Here is an 18,098-nt window from a genome sequence, read left to right as displayed (position 1 = left end):
TAATTAGCTCCCTTTTTTTATGGTTTATTTTTGTTAATCGTATTGCTCTAAAAAATACTTTACAACATCTGTTGTTGTTACGATTCCCTTAAGAACACCATTATCAACGACAGGCAAAGCATGAAAGTCTTCTTTTACAAAAAGTTCAGCCAAATCTCTTATAATAGTTTCAGACGACACAGTTTTGGGTTTTGAGGTCATAACCTGCGAAATAGTAAGCATGTCCAGAATTGCTTCATCTGCACCTTCTTGTCCTTCAAACAAAGCTCCAAAAGTTAATCTGTTGATATCCGTTCTGCTTATGATACCAACAACTTCATTACTTTTCATAATAGGAATGTGTCGAATAGCATTTTTTTTCAACTTTTCTACTACATCTTTCAGGTTGTCATTATCATTTGCAGTAATTACACTTTTTGTCATTATATGACTGATTGGTTCTCGCTTTTTCATAATTGATATAGTTTTAAATTCATATCAAATATGTAAAATAAACCCTATAAAAATTATGATTTTAATCATGTTAAAAAACGATAGATAGTTGTATTTTTTTTAAATTTAATTAAAAAAAGAAATAAGATTTGAACCAGAAATAGACAAGAATTTAAAAATCATTCTATTGTTCATTTGAAATTGTATCGATTGAAATTTAAAAATAGTATTTTTGCACTATGGAAACAAATAGACAGAAAAAAATAGGCGGTGTCATCCAAAAAGATTTGGTTGATATTTTGCAAGGTGAAGTGAGAAAAAATGGAATTAATAATTTGGTAATTTCAGTATCCAAAGTTAGTGTCACATCAGATTTATCTGTGGCAACAGTATATTTAAGTATTTTTCCTCAGGATAAAGCCAAAGAAACCTTAGAAGGTATAAAATCTAATTCGACTTTAATTAAGCACGATTTATCGCAACGTGTGCGTTTGCAATTACGTCGCGTACCAAACCTGGTATTTTTTATTGATGACTCATTAGATTACATCGAAAAAATTGACAATGCTTTATCTAACAGAGAGAACCCAATCGAAAATCGTGATCTTTTAGAAAAAAGAAGAAAGTCATAAATTGAATTTCCCACTTTACATAGCCAAACGTTATATTTTTAGCAGAAGTAAAAACAATGCTATTAATATTATTAATTACATTGCCAGCATGGGAATCATTGTTGGTACAATGGCTTTGTTTGTGGTTTTATCTGTTTTTAGCGGATTAAAAGTATTCAGTCTTTCGTTTACAAATGAAATAGATCCTGATTTAAAAATTACAAATACATTAGGCAAATCATTTTTGATTACGCCAGATCAGGAAAATCAAATTAAACATATTGACGGCGTTGCTTCCTATACCAAAATTATTGAAGAGCGAGTTTTGTTTTTGTTTAAAGACAAACAACAAGTTACGTACTTAAAAGGTGTAGACAAAAATTATCCTGTTGTAAACAATATCAAAAAAAAACTATTTAACGGGCAATGGCTTAAACCGGATACGTATCAGGTAGTTATTGGTTACGGAATTTCGCAGGATTTCTCATTGGGAATTCTGGATTTCGAAAATCCGTTGCAAATATTTGCACCAAAACCGGGAAAAGGTGCTTTTGAAAATCCGGAAGAAGCATTCAATAAAACAGACGTTTTACCGGTTGGAATTTATTCAATCAGTGAAGATTTAGATTCTAAATATGTATTTGCTGATTTAGGTTTAGCACAAGAACTCTTGATGTATAAACCAAATCAGATTTCCGGAATTGAATTTCATTTAAAAGAAAATGCCGATGAAAATGCTATAAAATCGCAACTTCAAAGTATTTTCAAAAATAAAATTGCTTTAAAGAACAGAGCACAGCTTAACGAGTCTTTGTATAAAATGCTTAATACAGAGAATATCGTCGTTTACCTGATTTTTACTTTAGTAATAATCGTAGCCCTTTTTAATTTGGTCGGAGCCTTGATTATGATGATTTTAGAAAAGAAAGGAAACTTAAAAACCCTTTTTAATCTTGGAACAGAAATCAATACGATCCGAAAAATATTTTTGCTTCAAGGCACTTTATTAAGTCTTTTTGGAGGGATAATTGGTCTTATTCTGGGTATTATTTTAGTATTGCTTCAACAAAAATATGAACTCATAATGATAACGCCAACTTTGGCATATCCCGTTGTTTTTACAGCAGAAAACGTATTTATTGTTTTGGGAACGATTGTTACGCTTGGCTTTGTGGCGTCTCTAATTGCCAGCAGCCGAGTAAGTAAAAAGTTATTAGATTAATATTTTTCCGTCAAAAATATTACTTATATTTATCCTCTTAAAAATCTACAGCATATGATTGTTTCTGCCTAATCCTATTTTATTTTTTGAATAATTAGGATACCTACGTTTTTTTTGAGTTCAGAATTTGAATCTGGACTAATTTTATCATTTATCCTAAACATATCATGACAGAAACAACAATACAGAAAAGTTTATTTTCTAAAATTTATACCACATTAAAACAAGCCATCAAAGGAGATGAATCTTTTGATTATACAGCCGGAAGCATCAAAAAAGCAGTTATTCTATTAGCCATTCCGATGGTTTTAGAAATGATCATGGAATCTGTTTTTGCCTTGGTTGATTTATATTTCGTAGGACATTTGAAAGAAAGTAGTTTTGCCATTCAAACCGTTGGTTTAACCGAATCTGTGCTTACCATTATATATTCTTTAGCTATCGGAATGAGCATGGCGGCAACAGCCGTTGTGGCAAGACGTATTGGAGAAAAAGACCCAACTGCTGCTGCAAAAGCAGGAATGCAGGCTATTATTATTGCATTTGCCGTAAACAGCGTCATGAGCATTTTTGGAGTTATATATGCCAAAGATATTCTTTTGCTTATGGGAGCATCTGCAGACGCAGCGGAACATGGTTATCATTTTACTCAAATCATGATTGGCTCAAGTTTGTGTATCATGCTTTTATTTTTGATTAACGGAATATTTCGCGGAGCAGGAAACGCAGCGATAGCCATGAAAAGTCTTTGGCTGGCCAATATTTGTAATATTATTTTATGTCCAATTCTAATTAATGGTTTAGGACCAATTCCTGCTTTTGGATTAACAGGAGCCGCTTTAGCAACAACTTTAGGAAGAAGTTTTGGTGTGTTGTATCAAGTCTATCATTTGTTTGCAGGAAATGGAGCTTTGAAAATTAAGATAGCTTATTTTGCTCCTGATTTTGAACAAATAAAAGCATTAGTAAAAATTGCCGCTCCGGGAATTTTGCAATTTGTAATTGCATCCTGCAGCTGGATTTTTCTGGCGCAATTAGTAGCAACAACCGGAGGCGATCATGGTTCTGCGGGTTATCAGACTGCATTGAGAGTTATGATGTTTTTCATACTTCCAGCCTGGGGATTAAGTAATGCAGCCGCAACTTTAGTGGGTCAAAACTTAGGTGCAAAACAAATTGAGCGAGCAGAAAAATCAGTTTATACAACAGCAAAATATAATGTTATTTTCATGGCTTCGATCATGATTATTACGTTAGTTTTTGGAAAACCTATTATCTCATTTTTTATAGATGACAAAATAGTAATAGCAATTGCAGTTGAAGCTTTGCAGATTATGAGTGTCGGATTTATCTTTTACGGAATTGGAATGGTTTTAATAAATACATTCAATGGAGCAGGAGACACCTGGACACCAACCGGAATTAATTTCTTCGGATTTTGGCTGTTCCAAATTCCGTTAGCGTATGTATTGGCAAAACATTTTAATATGGGACCAAAAGGAGTTTTTATTGCAGTTCCGGTTGCTGAAACAGCGATAACTCTGGCGGGAATTTTCTTTTATAAAAGAGGAAAATGGAAACGTATTCAAGTATAATTTATAACGAAAAAGACCTTCAATTTTGAAGGTCTTTTTCGTTTTATAAAACTTTGAAAAAATCATGCTATTTTAAACAAATTCATATCCTGCATAAACCTGTTCGATTTCCTTCATAATAGCGAATAAATTTTCAGGTTCATCAGTTGTAACTAATTTTTGTTTGTATTCTTTAAAAGAATGAATTCCCTTGAAATAATTAGTATAATGACGACGCATTTCAACAATTCCTAAACGTTCGCCTTTCCATTCCATTGACCACATTAAATGATTTCTGGCAGCTTCTACACGATCAGTAACAGTTGGAGCAGGCAAATGCTCACCCGTTTTAAAATAATGCTTTATTTCGTTAAAAATCCACGGATAACCAATCGCGGCACGACCAATCATGATTCCGTCAATACCGTATTCGTTTTTATATTTTAATGCTTTTTCCGGACTGTCGATATCGCCATTTCCAAAAATAGGCATTGTAATTCTAGGGTTATTTTTTACACGTGCAATATGCGACCAATCAGCGTGGCCTTTATACATTTGCGCACGGGTTCTGGCGTGAATAGTTAAAGCCTGAACACCAATATCCTGAAGCCTTTCGGCAACTTCATCAATATTAATAGAACTTTCATCCCAGCCCAAACGAGTTTTTACCGTTACCGGTAAATCTGTACTTCTGATAACCGCTTTTGTCAAACGAACCATCAAATCAACATCTTTCAAAACTCCTGCACCGGCACCTTTACAAACTACTTTTTTAACCGGACATCCAAAATTAATGTCAACCAAATCAGGTTTTACTGTAGAAACAATTTTAGACGAAAGCGCCATTGCTTCTTCATCTCCACCAAAAATCTGAATTCCAACCGGACGTTCGTAATCAAAAATATCCAGCTTCATACGGCTTTTGATAGCATCACGAATTAATCCTTCCGAAGAAATAAATTCAGAATACATCATGTCAGCGCCATGCGTTTTGCATAATCTGCGAAACGGCGGATCGCTCACATCTTCCATCGGAGCAAGTAATAAAGGAAATTCGGGTAATTCTATGTTGCCAATCTTGACCATCTTCATAATTTTTTGCAAAATTACAACATTTAGTTTGATTTGCAGCAAAACATTCAAGAAGCTGAAAATAAACCATATAAGTTCATTTAAAAGATTTTGCCAAACAGCAATCTAATTAAATGAACTTATATTACTTATATGGTGAAAAAACTTTATACGGTAGTCTTTCGATAATCAAAAAACCGAATTGGTTTTCGGCTCATCGGATTAAAAACCAGAGGATTTAAAACTTCTTTTGGAGCAAATTCAATCTTTGGAGTAACTCTTAATTTGGCTCTAAAGTGGTCTTTTATTTCCTGCAAAAATTCAGGCGTTTGATTTTTTGCAGCAATTTTTATCAGGATTTCATCCGTTCCCAAATCGTTTGTAGAAATCTCAATAATATGATTTTCGATATTATCAAAATCAGTCAAAACATCATTCATCGCAGGCGGATAAAGTGTTGTTCCTTTATATTTAATCATTTGTTTTTTACGTCCAACAACCGGACCAACACGCACTGTATTTCTTCCGCAAGCACATGGCTCACTTTGCAATTGTACAATGTCGCCTGTTTTAAAACGTAATAAAGGCATGGCTTCAATACCTAAAGTAGTAAAAGTCAATTCGCCCGTTTCACCATTTTTAACCGGATTATTATTTTCATCTAAAACTTCAATAATAATCAATTCCGGATGATGATGACCACCAATTCCGTGTTCACATTCTGTAAAAGCAGTGCTCATTTCAGTAGAAGCATAAGTCGAAAACAACTTAATATTCCATTTTTCTGTGATTTTTTTAGATAAAGTATTCATCGAAAAATCCTGATTTCTCAAAGATTCTCCAATACAAATTGCACCTTTTATGCTTGAATTATTATAATCGATTCCGTGAATTTCGGCATATTCAATTAATTTCAATAAAAAAGAAGGAACCGTAATTACATAAGACGGCTGGTATTTTAAAATAGAATCCCATTGCAATTCCGGAATTCCGGCGCCAACACGAATAACACCAACTTTTAATTTTCTTAATCCCAGAAAATAAGCCAAACCAGCCATAAATTTTCTGTCAATTGTCGTCATTAATTGTACAACATCACCTTCTGCAATTCCGGCGCAGGCAAAAGAAATAGCTTCATTATAAGCCAGTCGGTCTAAATCAGAATCCGTTAAACCAAAAGTAACCGGATCACCCAAAGTTCCAGAAGTAGAAGCGTAGTCGATAATTTTATGTTGCGGAACACAAACAAAATCATCATTATATTGTTGTAAATCTTCCTTTGTAGTTACAGGTAAATGCTGTAAATCTTCCAGCGTTTTAATTTTAGAAATATCGATATTTTGTCCTGCAAAAAGTCTTTTATAAAAAGGAGAATTTTCGCTGATATAAGTTAAAAGCTCTGCTAATTTTTGCTCTTGAAAAATTTTAATTTCTTCTAAAGAATTTTTTTCTATTAATGGAATCATTTTAATTTTCTTTTGATTTTTTTTAAATATTTTTCAATTTGTGCTTTTTCAGGAGCCGTGGTAATTTCTTTGGTCAATGCTTTTTCAAAATTAACCTTTGCTGACTGCCAATTTTTTGTGCGATAAAAGTACAACCCTGCTTTGTAATACACAACCCAATAATTGGAGTTTAAAGACTGATATTGTGCAATAAATTCCGGGCTGATATTTTCTTCGTTTTTCAGATATGAATCTATTTTGCGATCTTCAATTCTGAATTTTTGATAATTACGATAAGCTTCAGTTTCTAAAAAAGAATCTTTAGCAATATTCAAATTTTCCTGTTCAAACGAAACGACAGCGCCAGGTTTTCTTTCTTTAAAAATAGAATCCAAATTATAACAAACAAATTCGCCCAATTGATAAGGATTTGCCGAAACCCAAACCAGCTTTTCTTTCGGTTTGAAAATCACGCCATGATGCGCCATTAATTGATTCAACGCTTTTTCGTTTCCATAACCTAGCGGATTATCATGTAAACCTTCTTTATTTCGAAGAATTTCTGAAGCAACTTTAGGGTTTATTTTCGGGCTTTCCGTAAAAAGTTCCTTCATTCTTTCAAAGCGATATTTAGAATGGCTATTGGCAATTTGAGACTGATTTCGGTCGTCATTTTTTAAACCTTCACTCTGAAAATGATTTGAACATATTAGTTGATTGGAATTTGGAACATCGTAAACGTCCATTTTTTTAGGCGAAACCTCAATCAAAACAGCTTTGTTATCATTGGCACTTCCCACCATAATCGATTCAGAAACGAAAACTTCATTTTTTCTTGCGATTGCAATGGCTTCATCAATATTTTTAGCATGTTGTAAAATATCCCGCGTTACAATCGAAATTGGTGCTTTTGCAATTAACGGAATTTTCGATTTTGATGCATTAATCGTTACCGTTAAACCTTGCTGATTCATTCCTGAAACAGCGCCAACCATTCCGGGCCAGCTAACCATCATAAACGGATAACCTTCTTTTGGATTTATAAAAGCAACTACTTTATTTTCTGCGAAAGCATCACTCACGTAAAAATCAAAATTTCGACCAAGAATTAAATTCCCGTCTTCAGATTTTTCGCCCCAGGCCGCAAAAGACGAACAGCCAACCAAAGCCAAATCCTGCAAAGCGTGACCAATATCATGTGCACCGTGTAAATATAAACTGCGTAAATATTGAGGCGCTATATTATTTAGATTATCTGAAGTGTATTTCGAAATGCCATAAATTTCTGCCTGATATTCGTTAGGAACATGCAAATACAATTTTCTATTGTACCATTTTAGAAAACTACGAAGTAATTGCTGTTCAAATTTTGAAGGAATAATATCTTCAATTCTGGAGAAAAATATTTTTTCCTGTTTCTTTAAAAGAGAATCGGATAATGCACCTGTATTTAAACCAATTTCAAACGGATCGCCCTCAACATATAATTCCCAAAGTCCTTGTTTGTTTTTTAAAAACGAATTTTTTCCTGAAGTAAAAACAGAATCAGATTGTTTTGTTACAACAGGTTTTGTAGTATTATAAGTTGAAATATCAGGTAAATGATGCATTGATTTTGAGGTTCCGCAGGAACTCAATACCAATAAAAAAACGATACAAAAAAGGCGTATACTTTGATTTCTCATAGCGTTACTTATTCAGCGGCTTCAATAATTTTATTTACTAAATAGTCTTTTCCAACAATTTCAGAACACGTTACAACAGCTCCAATAGTTACTCCCAAAACACCGTGCATATTAATACTTTGTCCCGTAAGATAAAGATTGTCTAATTTGGTTTTTGACGGAATAAATGTTTTCATTGGGTTTGTCGCATCTTTTACATAACCGTACATATTACCGTTTGTACCACCAATATAATCTCTGTAAGAAAGCGGTGTCGATGTATGAATCGATTTTATACAATCTTTGATTCCCGGAAATTTCAATTCGATTTCGTGTAAAAACTTTTCGACTTTTCTCGCCTTAAATTGTTCGTAGCTTTCTCCACGATCATTTTCTTCGGCGGTTGTGTTAAAAGTATTTACCCACGGCGCAACATCATCATAATTCATGTAAGTTATAAAAGTCATTCCTTCAGCCCATTCTTCCTGTTTTTTCGAAGCGTTCATCGAGGCCATAAATGCTTTTGGCCATGAATCTTCATCATATTCGTAACAAGTCCAGATCTCGGTACTTTTTTTGAAATGATAAAAATTATGGTTGATGTATTTAAATGTTTCCGGCTTAAAAACGATATATAAACTAAAGGCAGAAATAACACCTTCAAGACTTTGAATACGGCTAAAAAATGATTTTCTAAAGTGTTCTTCACCTACCATTTTCAAGGTAGTTTTCGGTTCAATATTAGAAACAAAATAAGAACCCGATACATGCGTTCCGTCTTTCATTTCTACCGAAGTTACTTTGTTGTCTTCGACATTAAATTTGGTAACTTCTTTATATTTATAAAACTCGCCACCGTGTTTTTTAAGCTGTTTTAAAAGCTGTTTTGTAATCTGGCTTCCGCCATTTATACAACGCCACGAACTTTGAATGTATGAATTGACAGAAAGTGCATGAACGTAAAAAGGCGATTTATCAGGAATTCCCGCATACAAAAAATTAGAACCGGCAAGAACCGCTTTTAGTTTATCATTTGTGGTAAAATTTTCGATTGTTTCTTTTGCGTTAAGAGAAAGAATTTCATGATCATATTGCCCATCTGCCTGCAAATTATAAAGCGGAAATGAGTCGCAGATTTCTCTGACTTTATCACAATAATTTTCGATATTTTCTTTTTCATCAGGAAAAAAATTTCCTAATTGTTTAACAAAATTATCGTAACCCTGCGCATGAGGATATTCGTTTTCATCATCTTCAAAAGTGATAATATCGAAACCATCTTCGTCCATTTTTTTTAAATTTAAATGATCGATAATCCCCAAATATTTAAAATATTTATACAGATTTTCTCCTTCACTTAAACCACCGATATAATGAATTCCCGTGTCAAAAATGGTTTTATCGCGCACAAAAGTTTGTAGGTTTCCACCGTATTGATTGTTTTTTTCGAGTACGCAAACGCTATATCCTTCTTTAGCCAGAATAATCGATGAGACTAATCCACCTAAACCGCTGCCCACAATCACTACATCATACTGCTCTTTCATTTAGTTTTTCTTTAATACAATTATGGAGTTTTCTTCCAAAATAGAATCAAAACCAAAGTTAATCAATGTGTCTTTTAAACCTGAATTATCGATTAAAATAATACAAGAAGTTAGAGAGACAACTTTCTCTAAATCATTTTTATAGTTTTCATCTGAAATTATAACAGCATCATATTGATTTTCCAATGCCGATTCAAAATTTTCAAGATAAGTAATTTTTCTTTTTCTAACGATATAATTCGTTTTCGCAACATCTAGCTGTTCTTTGTCTTTATTATAAGCATAGACTTTTCGTTGTGGTTCCTGCAAAGTTAACAACAAATCCAGTTGTCCGTAATCATTCGATAAATGCAATATTTTGGCTTTCGCCGAAAGATGCCTGTTAAGACGATGATACGTTTCCAGATTTTTTTCTAAATTACTTTTTACACTATGTATGATTTCAATTTCTTTATAATCATAACTATGAATAAGCATTTTTTTGAAGTAAGCCGGACCTTCAAATTCCTGACGAATTTTATCGAATTCCTGTTTAAAAAATGTGCTTAATTGTTTCGTTCTTTCGGTATAATTTTTTCCGAAAGAAAGATTATCAGGCGTAATTCTTTCTAAAATTGAAATAGTAACATGACTGTGATGAATGACAAAATCACCTTTTGGAATTGCTTCTGAAGCGCCATGAATTACAACCGGAACAATATCTAAATTAAATTCTTCGGCAAGATAAAAAGCACCTTTATGAAAACGTTTAATCTGATTACTTTCCGAGCGGGTTCCTTCAGGAAAAACCATCAACGAATATCCTTCTTCTACTTTTTTACGCAAATGTTCAACACCGCCTTCCAGTCCTTCAGAAACAGGATAAAAACCTGCTTTTCTTACTGTTCCGCCAAAAATAGGAGAATTATAAACCCAGTCGCTTACTAAAAAGATAATTTTCGGACTCAACATTCCCATTGCCAAAATATCAATAAACGAAGTATGGTTGGCAATAATAACGGCTGGTTTTTCGAAAGTTTCATGATGCTTATTAATAACTTTTTTATGCAAAAACGGATTTGAATATAGTACCGAATTCATAAATTTTGAAATCGCATAACGAAATGCTTTCATTTTCTTTTTCTCATTAATCGGAATAAGCGGCATAATCGTCATGCTGAAAAGCGACATTAAAATTCCACCAAATCCGTAATAGAAAAACGAAATTATACCGTGAATGAAGCTTCGTAAAGCAAATGGAGGATTTCCTTTTTTCGAACGGTTCGATATAAATAATTTAAAGAGAATCGGATAAAAAATAAACGTAATAATCAACGCTGCAAAAACTCCAATTAATGAAACCAATGAAATAGATCGCAAAGCAGGATGTTGCGCAAAAATCATTGCGCCAATTCCTAAAATAGTTGTAATTACTGCAAGGATAATCGAAGTTCTGTAAATCGCAATTTCGTTAACTCCTGTAGTATATTCTTTTTGAAGTGCACTCGTCATAAAAATACTAAAATCGACACCGTGACCAAAAATCAAAGTACAAACGATCATACTAAAAATATTCATCTGAATGCCGAAAATGCCCATGATTCCAGCCGTTACAATTCCGGTTAAGGCAATCGGAATACAACTTACAATAACCAATTCGATTCTTCTGAAAAAGAAAAACAGAATCAGAATAACAGCAATAAATGAATAATTTACAAGAGAATTAAAATCAGTTTTTAACGTGCTAAAAAACGTTTCATTCATTTGCTGACGATCAATCGCGATAAGATTATTTTTGGCTGCAGCCGATTTTACAAAAACATCACGCTGTTTAGGCGTCACTTTTACTAAAGTCGAAATCGTGAAAAAACCATTTTTTTGCGTTACAAATTCATGCAATTGCAAAGCCTGAATTTTTAAATAATCTTCTGCTGAAATTGGTTTAAAATTAAAATCTAAGTGATCAAAAAATAAAGAATAAGTTGATGGTTTAAAACCTAGTTTTGAACCTTCGGTAATTAATCCGGATTTTAAAAGTTGCTTTTTATTGGCATCCCAAAACGAATTCCATTTTGCAATTTTTTGTTCTTGTTCTTTTTGCGAAAGCATGATTCCGCCAACCGAACTAAAATTCACAATTTTATCCTGATCTTTTTCCTTCGATAAAGAAGCAAAAAGCTGGCTGTTGTTTTGCAAAACTTCCTCCATACTGTTTCCGTAGGAAGCAAGATAAATAGTTTTTGAAGTTAAACTTGTGCTTTCTTCCAGATCCTTTTCGGCAGCTTTGATATCTTTTGGAACAAAATTCAATTGCGACAAATCGTTATTAAAACCAACATTGTTATAAGTAAAACAACAAATAATGGTAATAAGAACACAAAAACCAATCAGGAATTTATTATTATGAAATGAAAAATGAGCCAGTTTATCTATGACATTTTTCTTGTGATCAAAATTATTTTCTGATGGTTTGTACAAATGCGGTACAATTAAAAGAGAGAAAAATGCAGAAGCCATAACAATTACTGCAGCAAAAATTCCAAGGTCATTTAAGGCATCCGATTTTACAAAAAGTAAACATAAAAAGGCAACGGCAGTAGTTGAACTACTCATAATTACCGGCATTGTAATATCTTTATACAACGTTTTTACATCGCTGTTATGTTTGTAATGCGTAAGAATGTGTATGGAATAATCGATTGTGATTCCTAATAAAATAGAACCAATTCCGAGTGAAATCGCTGATATTTGTTCTTTTACAAAATATAAAAAAGCAACGGCAAATAAAGCTCCGAAAACAGTTGGAAGAAAAATAATAAACGGAATTAATACTTTTCTGTAAAATAAAATCAAAATCAACATTAGCGTAATCATCGCTATCGTTGTTGTTAAAATAATATCACTTTTAATTTGCTTTGCATTGGCAACAGCAATTAATGCAGAACCAAAATAACTTACCGTAGTTTTGTTTTTAAACTGTTTGTTTAAATTATCCTGAATCGATTTTAGTTTATCTGCAAAAACGGTGTTTTTCTCGGTTTCACTCGACGGAAGATTTGAAGTAATAAAAAGCAATAATTTCTTCTTGTCTTTTGTCATTACAAAACCATTGTCGAGCGTAAAATCGTCGCCAATATTAAGTTGTTGTAATTTTTTTAAAGCAATAAAAGAAATCCCAAGCGGATCCTGCAAAATAAAATCCTTCGTTATAAATCCTGATGGAGAAATAATCGATTTATAATTGCCCTGAACGGTTGCCGCAATACTATCTTGTTGTAGTTTATTCTGAATTGCAGTATAATCTTTTTGCTCTAAAAAAAGAGGCAGATTATTGTATACAAAATCTATAGTTTCCTGAATATTTTCTTCGTCAACTTTTCCCTGAATTCCGGTAATATAAGGTTTGCATGATTTGGCAACGCTGTCTGAAAAAACGGTTGCCATTTGCTTTAAATCTTCATCAGTTCCGTTTTTATCGAGTTTAAAAATAACGGTAATTTTATCAGCAAAATTAAGCTGTTTAAGCACTTTTGCAGTAACATCAGACTTGTCGTTTGTTGGAATAAGTTTGGTAATATCTTCCTCAAATTTAATTTTAGAGGCAAAAAATCCAAAAGCGAAAAGCATCAGAATTGCCAAAAATACCGATAATGATTTCCTTCGATTTACAAATAAATGGATAGCGTAGAAATAGTGATGCATAATTATTTATTATTGTTTTTTGCTACAGATTAAAAAGGATTAAATTGATTTTAAAGTCTGTGTTAGTTCGCCACGAATTTCACGAATTTTCACGAATTAATTTGTGCTAATTTGTGGCAAAAAATCTGTTTAAATCATTTTATAATCTGTGGCTAAACTTTACTTAATATTTGTTTTGTTTTTAGCACTAAAAGCGGTTAAAAGTAAATAACTTAAAAGACCAAAAGTCAGCGCCGAAACGGTTGCTAAAGTAAGACTTCCAACGATATATTGTGTTGCATTTTTCTGAATATCGTCAAGTGTTATTGATTTATCTAAAAGCAACGGAACTTCATTCGAAACAAAAAAACTTCCCATCTTTAAAGAGCCGTAAATAACAAACGGAATAAACGGTGGAAAACTAACATTTGAAGCCATATAAGCAATGACTTTATTGAGTTTAAAAACGGTAGCAAAAAACAAAAGCAAAACGGTTTGAAATCCCCAAAAAGGAGAAATTCCGATAAAAATACCTAATGCAATCGCCGCTGATTTTTTGAAATTAGAGTCGCCGCTTTCTAAAATATCTTCTAAAAAGAATTTTTTAAAGCCTTTTTTTTTTGCTTTTCGAAAAAAGTCTCTGGGTTTAATATACAGTAATGTGTTCAGAACCAAAACAGTATTTAAGATGCTGATTCTGGTAAAATCCTTAAACGGACGAAAATGCGAAACACGTTCTGCAGGATCGTATAAAATTTGAATTGGAATATTTTTTACAATAATTCCTTTCCAGGCAGATCTTACAATTACTTCAATTTCGAATTCAAATTTATTGGTATAAAATTGTTTCGGAAGTAATTGTAACGGATAGGATCTAAAACCTGATTGTGTATCTTCGAGTTTAATTCCGGTTTCAAACCAAAACCAAAAATTAGAAAACTTATTCCCAAAACTGCTTTTCTTCGGCACATTTTCCGTAGTCATATTTCTACTTCCAATCAATAAAGAATTTGGTTCTTTTTGAATTTCAGCAATAAAATTCGGAATATCAGAAGCAAAATGCTGCCCATCTGAATCTATCGTAATAGCGTATTCGAAATTCATTTCGATTGCTTTTCGAAATCCGTTTCTTAGCGCCATTCCTTTTCCGGAATTTTTAGCATGATGAATCTGGGTTAACTGCGAATATTGTTTTAAAATTTCGCTCGTTTCATCAGTCGATCCATCATTAACAATAATAATATCTGACGTGAAATCTAAAATAGAATCCAGCACTTTTTTTAGCGTTTTGTGATTATTGTACGTGGGCACAATAACACAAAAATGCGTAGTTTTTAATAGCTCTTGCTGAGATAAAGTAGGTTTCATTAAGGGGTATTTTCTTTTCCTACTTCACAAATTGTTTCTCTTTATCAGGGAAACTTTTAGATTGCAAAACAAAGTCTTTAAGATACTCTTTTAAAGCTCCTGTTTGTTCTGCGTAATGTGTTGTAATGAATTTTTTATCTTCTTTAATATTTTTCTTGTAACCTGTAATTCCAGGAACATCTTCCTGAATACTCAATCGAATCATTCTGATTTCGATATTGTTTGGTTCACTTTTTAAAGTGGCTTCAAGAAGTTTTGCGCCTTCTTTAAAACGCGAAATTTTACTTCCTAAAATACTTTCAAACTTAGAATCTAATAAAATTGAAGCCGCTTTATAAGCCACTAAAATTTTCTCATCGTTGTTTGATACGCCTGAAAGTTTTTCTGTAAATTCTTTAGCATTTGTTTCTGATTTTGCAACATCAGTATACATTTTTCTAATGGTCGCCAAATCCGGAGTTCCGGCAAAATTAACCCATAATAGTAGTGTTAATAATAGTTTCATAATTATAGCTTTTTGTAAACATTGCTTAATTTTAAAGCAACCGTTTCGTTAAAATAAGTTGTGTTCTTCACTTTAACCAAATCGTCTTCTGTAGTTACAATATCTAATTCTAATCGTAATTCAGGAGTCGCTTCCGGATTAATAAGCGCCATAAATTTTACGTTTGTAAGAGTTTGAATCATTAACGTTGCCCCAGTAATTTTTTCACTAAGTTCTTTAATAATCTGTATCATGCAAACGCCGGGCATTATTGGATTTCCCGGAAAATGGCCTTTGAAAACGTCGTGTTTTTCATTGACCAAAATTGTAATAATATATTTAGTGTCGTTTATTTTTTCTTCCGACAGAATTTTATAAAAATCTTTTAAAACCATGTTTTTTTATTTACCAAAGGCATATGAAACACCCAATTGAAAACCAATATTTGTATTATAATCATCAAGCCAATAATCGTTACTGCCGTTATTTCCGTAATAGTCGCTATCAATAACATCGACGATGCCTTTTTTAACACGTGCTTCAATTGTTAATCCTGTTGATGGTATTTTATAACCAATACCGGCTACAAAAGCAAGATCAATATCAGACTTTTCAGAAAGTAAATTATCACTTGTTCTAAAATCTATAGTTGGACCAACCTGCACCTGAAAACCGCCCGGAAAAGTAAATTTATTGATGATCGCAATCGAAACATAATCAATTTTTAAATCTCTGTATCCAACAATCGTTTCACCGTTGTTTTCATCATAACCCATAAAAGTTTTAACATGATTAGAACCTTGTTTGGTATATGTAATTTCAGGTTGTAAGGTGTAAATCTTAGTTAATTTGATTTCACCGAAACCACCAATGTAAAAATCAGTTTTATAATCAGAACGTGTATTCGAGAATGTAAAAAAAGAAGCTCCGGCTCTTAAACCCGGTTTAAATGTTACCTGAGCATTCATTGAACTTATAAACAAAAGAAAAGCAATTGCAATTAGTTTTTTCATGTATTTGGTTTTTGATTAGTGTTGAATTTTCTATTCTGGTTTAAAATAATTTAACTCAATTTTTAATTTTATATTTTGATGAATAATCTCAATTTTTTCCGCAAAAATATTATTTTCTGAATGAAATGTCAGCGTAAATTTTTCTTTTGTTTTAGATGAATGAATGACTTTCTCTAATTTACGATCTTTTTTTGATATAAAAAGGTAATTAGCGAATTTTCCGTCTGCAGATTTGTAAATATTATCTGATTCATTTTCAAATTGCTCCTGAATCGCATAATCATTCTTAAGGAGTAAGCGAAAATCTTCTCGTAAAGTATTCACCAAAATTTTGCGATCTAACTCTGATACAATCGAATTTACTTTAAAATCTTTTTCAGAAATTTCAAAATCTAACAATTTGTTACCAAACTCAGTCGTAAAAACAACACGATGCGTAGTGTCATTAATTTTCTTGGCGATAAAAATTCCCGTAAGTTCATTTCCGTAAACCGAAATGTTGGTTTTATAAACATAATCAATCTTAGAATCCTTAAAATAAGGAACTTCTACAGTTGTTTTGTCTAATGTTTTAGGAGTATAATTTTTTGTGACCGAGCCACAAGAAACTAAAATAATTGCAAGAAAACAATTAATTAGTAAATACTGAATCGTCGATTTTTGCATTGATCACTTTGTTTTTAAGTACAATTCGGGTATAATCTTCAGATGATTCCAACAATTTTACTTGTTCAACCGTTGCTTCATCTTTATCAAAAGTCAATTCGATTTGTTTAATGTATTTTTTTAAAGTCGCATCTTTCGGAATAAACTTCGCAATATTCTGACCTTTCAATTTAAAATAAGTAATTGTAAATTCTTTATCGTCAAACATATTTCCGCTTACGCTGCTAACGATTAATTTATTGATGCGCCCAAAAATTTTGCTGTTTCCAATATCAACAGCGCTTTTTTTACCTTCATCATTAATCAGGATTTTTCCGTTTTTAAAAACAATACTATAATTGTATGGTTTTTTATATTGCCATTGCAATAGGTTCGGTTCTTTAAAAATCATTTTTCCCGAAGTTTCAATGTCTTTAGATAAAAAATCTAAATGTTTGTATTGAACAAAATCAGTACTTAAGGTTTTAATTTTTTTGGATACCACATTTACATCTTCCTTAAACGAAGCAATTTCTGCCGTCGTCATTTTTTGTTCTTGTGCAAACAAGTAAGAGTTACAAATGTTTAGTACTACAAGTAGAATATATATTTTAGTTTTCATAAGCTTTAAGATTCAAAAGTTCTTCTGTCGAAATCACGTTATAATTATTTTGCTGTAAAAATTGCAAAAACTGTTCCAATACCAAAACAGAGTGTGAAGCCGTATCGTGCAAAAGTACAATTCCGCCGGGAGAAACACGCTTAATAATTCTATTGAAAATTAAATTTTGATTTTTTGTTCCTCCGTCCAATGATCGAATATTCCATCCAATAACTTTATGTTTCGTTATTTTTAAGGCTCTTCGAATTGAAGGTGTTGTTACGCCATAAGGCGGTCTGAAGAAGTTTATTTTTTTTGAAGTATACTTTTCTAAAAGCGTATCGGTTTTTTGAATTTCTTCGGATATTTTTTTAGCATTATAAAAATCAAAAAAAGGAGAATGAGAGTACGAATGATTTCCAACCAAATGTCCTTCGTCTACAATTTGCTGCATGATTTCCGGATGTGCTTCAATGTTTTTTCCGATACAAAAAAAAGTTGCTTTTGTGTCGTATTTTTTAAGCAGCGCCAAAACTTCTAAAGTATAAATGCCTGGACCATCATCAAAAGTAATGGCTATTTTTTTTTCTGTTTCTGATGGATTACTACAGAAAGCTTTTACGTGATAATTTAGCGATATTAAGGACGAACCAACAAGATTAAACAAAAACCAAACGAAAACAATAAGAACAAACCACCAAAAATTTATTGCCATATTCAGCTTCAGAAGAAGCAGTAAAAGCAATAAAAAAATAAAAAAT

16 protein-coding genes are annotated in these 18,098 nt (G+C 32.3%); 3 read left to right on the top strand and 13 right to left on the bottom strand.

The window, feature by feature from the left end; all coding sequences use genetic code 11:
* Positions 1 to 33: 33 nt before the first annotated feature.
* Entirely contained in the window at positions 34 to 453 is a 420-nt protein-coding gene (locus GKZ86_RS12815; protein WP_154783504.1) for a CBS domain-containing protein, read from the bottom strand.
* A gap of 218 nt (positions 454 to 671) precedes the next feature.
* On the opposite strand from GKZ86_RS12815, the gene rbfA reads away from it, so the two are divergent.
* The 3 genes from rbfA (at position 672) to GKZ86_RS12800 (ending at position 3,860) form a co-directional block, all read left to right on the top strand.
* Positions 672 to 1,064, top strand: a complete 393-nt coding sequence (gene rbfA, locus GKZ86_RS12810; RefSeq protein ID WP_059115515.1) for a 30S ribosome-binding factor RbfA — start codon at positions 672 to 674, stop codon at positions 1,062 to 1,064.
* Between the two features lies 1 nt (position 1,065).
* Complete coding sequence (locus tag GKZ86_RS12805; RefSeq protein ID WP_154783503.1) at positions 1,066 to 2,265, top strand: FtsX-like permease family protein; 1,200 nt, start codon at positions 1,066 to 1,068, stop codon at positions 2,263 to 2,265.
* 167 nt (positions 2,266 to 2,432) lie between these two features.
* Positions 2,433 to 3,860, top strand: a complete 1,428-nt coding sequence (locus tag GKZ86_RS12800; protein ID WP_154783502.1) for an MATE family efflux transporter — start codon at positions 2,433 to 2,435, stop codon at positions 3,858 to 3,860.
* Between the two features lie 72 nt (positions 3,861 to 3,932).
* On the opposite strand, the gene dusB is transcribed toward GKZ86_RS12800, so the two are convergent.
* The 12 genes from dusB to GKZ86_RS12740 form a co-directional block, all read right to left on the bottom strand.
* Positions 3,933 to 4,925 carry a tRNA dihydrouridine synthase DusB gene (dusB, locus tag GKZ86_RS12795; RefSeq protein WP_154783501.1) on the bottom strand — a complete coding sequence of 331 codons (993 nt, stop codon included), beginning with the start codon at positions 4,923 to 4,925 and terminating at the stop codon, positions 3,933 to 3,935.
* Positions 4,926 to 5,077: 152 nt separating this feature from the next.
* On the bottom strand, positions 5,078 to 6,376 hold the full coding sequence (locus GKZ86_RS12790) for a phenylacetate--CoA ligase family protein (protein ID WP_154783500.1): 1,299 nt from the start codon (positions 6,374 to 6,376) through the stop codon (positions 5,078 to 5,080).
* The gene (locus tag GKZ86_RS12785; protein WP_154783499.1) at positions 6,373 to 8,040 is read right to left on the bottom strand and encodes a C45 family peptidase; all 1,668 of its coding nucleotides are present in this window, start codon (positions 8,038 to 8,040) and stop codon (positions 6,373 to 6,375) included. Before GKZ86_RS12785 ends, GKZ86_RS12790 begins: the two co-directional genes overlap by 4 nt.
* An 8-nt stretch (positions 8,041 to 8,048) precedes the next feature.
* Positions 8,049 to 9,566: an NAD(P)/FAD-dependent oxidoreductase gene (locus tag GKZ86_RS12780; protein WP_154783498.1), complete on the bottom strand. Its 1,518-nt coding sequence runs from the start codon at positions 9,564 to 9,566 to the stop codon at positions 8,049 to 8,051.
* Positions 9,567 to 13,247 (bottom strand): 1-acyl-sn-glycerol-3-phosphate acyltransferase, encoded by a 3,681-nt coding sequence (locus GKZ86_RS12775; RefSeq protein ID WP_154783497.1) that lies wholly within the window; start codon positions 13,245 to 13,247, stop codon positions 9,567 to 9,569.
* Positions 13,248 to 13,406: 159 nt separating this feature from the next.
* Positions 13,407 to 14,594, bottom strand: a complete 1,188-nt coding sequence (locus GKZ86_RS12770) for a DUF2062 domain-containing protein (protein WP_154783496.1) — start codon at positions 14,592 to 14,594, stop codon at positions 13,407 to 13,409.
* Positions 14,595 to 14,613: 19 nt separating this feature from the next.
* On the bottom strand, positions 14,614 to 15,099 hold the full coding sequence (locus GKZ86_RS12765) for a hypothetical protein (protein WP_154783495.1): 486 nt from the start codon (positions 15,097 to 15,099) through the stop codon (positions 14,614 to 14,616).
* A gap of 2 nt (positions 15,100 to 15,101) precedes the next feature.
* Positions 15,102 to 15,473 (bottom strand): 3-hydroxyacyl-ACP dehydratase, encoded by a 372-nt coding sequence (locus tag GKZ86_RS12760; protein WP_154783494.1) that lies wholly within the window; start codon positions 15,471 to 15,473, stop codon positions 15,102 to 15,104.
* A 6-nt stretch (positions 15,474 to 15,479) separates the two neighbouring features.
* Entirely contained in the window at positions 15,480 to 16,091 is a 612-nt protein-coding gene (locus tag GKZ86_RS12755) for an outer membrane beta-barrel protein (RefSeq protein ID WP_154783493.1), read from the bottom strand.
* A 30-nt stretch (positions 16,092 to 16,121) separates the two neighbouring features.
* Positions 16,122 to 16,757, bottom strand: coding sequence for a hypothetical protein (locus GKZ86_RS12750; RefSeq protein ID WP_154783492.1), 636 nt, complete (start codon positions 16,755 to 16,757; stop codon positions 16,122 to 16,124).
* Positions 16,723 to 17,358 carry an outer membrane lipoprotein carrier protein LolA gene (locus GKZ86_RS12745; protein WP_154783491.1) on the bottom strand — a complete coding sequence of 212 codons (636 nt, stop codon included), beginning with the start codon at positions 17,356 to 17,358 and terminating at the stop codon, positions 16,723 to 16,725. The genes GKZ86_RS12750 and GKZ86_RS12745 overlap by 35 nt, the downstream gene beginning before the upstream one ends.
* Positions 17,348 to 18,052, bottom strand: coding sequence for a polysaccharide deacetylase family protein (locus GKZ86_RS12740; protein ID WP_228526524.1), 705 nt, complete (start codon positions 18,050 to 18,052; stop codon positions 17,348 to 17,350). Before GKZ86_RS12740 ends, GKZ86_RS12745 begins: the two co-directional genes overlap by 11 nt.
* Between the last annotated feature and the right edge of the window lie 46 nt (positions 18,053 to 18,098).

This window comes from Flavobacterium sp. LC2016-13 (genome assembly GCF_009707955.1).
GTDB lineage: Bacteria > Bacteroidota > Bacteroidia > Flavobacteriales > Flavobacteriaceae > Flavobacterium.
The sequence above is the reverse complement of the archived record's forward strand: the minus strand, read 5'-3'. Positions and strand labels throughout refer to the sequence as shown.

Bases quoted from the DNA above. Each gene is read 5' to 3' on its own strand.
- GKZ86_RS12815 (WP_154783504.1), bottom strand. From the start codon at position 453: ATGAAAAAGCGAGAACCAATCAGTCATATAATGACAAAAAGTGTAATT.
- rbfA (WP_059115515.1), top strand. From the start codon at position 672: ATGGAAACAAATAGACAGAAAAAAATAGGCGGTGTCATCCAAAAAGAT.
- GKZ86_RS12800 (WP_154783502.1), top strand. From the start codon at position 2,433: ATGACAGAAACAACAATACAGAAAAGTTTATTTTCTAAAATTTATACC.
- dusB (WP_154783501.1), bottom strand. From the start codon at position 4,925: ATGGTCAAGATTGGCAACATAGAATTACCCGAATTTCCTTTATTACTT.
- GKZ86_RS12790 (WP_154783500.1), bottom strand. From the start codon at position 6,376: ATGATTCCATTAATAGAAAAAAATTCTTTAGAAGAAATTAAAATTTTT.
- GKZ86_RS12785 (WP_154783499.1), bottom strand. From the start codon at position 8,040: ATGAGAAATCAAAGTATACGCCTTTTTTGTATCGTTTTTTTATTGGTA.
- GKZ86_RS12780 (WP_154783498.1), bottom strand. From the start codon at position 9,566: ATGAAAGAGCAGTATGATGTAGTGATTGTGGGCAGCGGTTTAGGTGGA.
- GKZ86_RS12775 (WP_154783497.1), bottom strand. From the start codon at position 13,247: ATGCATCACTATTTCTACGCTATCCATTTATTTGTAAATCGAAGGAAA.
- GKZ86_RS12770 (WP_154783496.1), bottom strand. From the start codon at position 14,594: ATGAAACCTACTTTATCTCAGCAAGAGCTATTAAAAACTACGCATTTT.
- GKZ86_RS12765 (WP_154783495.1), bottom strand. From the start codon at position 15,099: ATGAAACTATTATTAACACTACTATTATGGGTTAATTTTGCCGGAACT.
- GKZ86_RS12760 (WP_154783494.1), bottom strand. From the start codon at position 15,473: ATGGTTTTAAAAGATTTTTATAAAATTCTGTCGGAAGAAAAAATAAAC.
- GKZ86_RS12755 (WP_154783493.1), bottom strand. From the start codon at position 16,091: ATGAAAAAACTAATTGCAATTGCTTTTCTTTTGTTTATAAGTTCAATG.
- GKZ86_RS12750 (WP_154783492.1), bottom strand. From the start codon at position 16,757: ATGCAAAAATCGACGATTCAGTATTTACTAATTAATTGTTTTCTTGCA.
- GKZ86_RS12745 (WP_154783491.1), bottom strand. From the start codon at position 17,358: ATGAAAACTAAAATATATATTCTACTTGTAGTACTAAACATTTGTAAC.
- GKZ86_RS12740 (WP_228526524.1), bottom strand. From the start codon at position 18,052: ATGGCAATAAATTTTTGGTGGTTTGTTCTTATTGTTTTCGTTTGGTTT.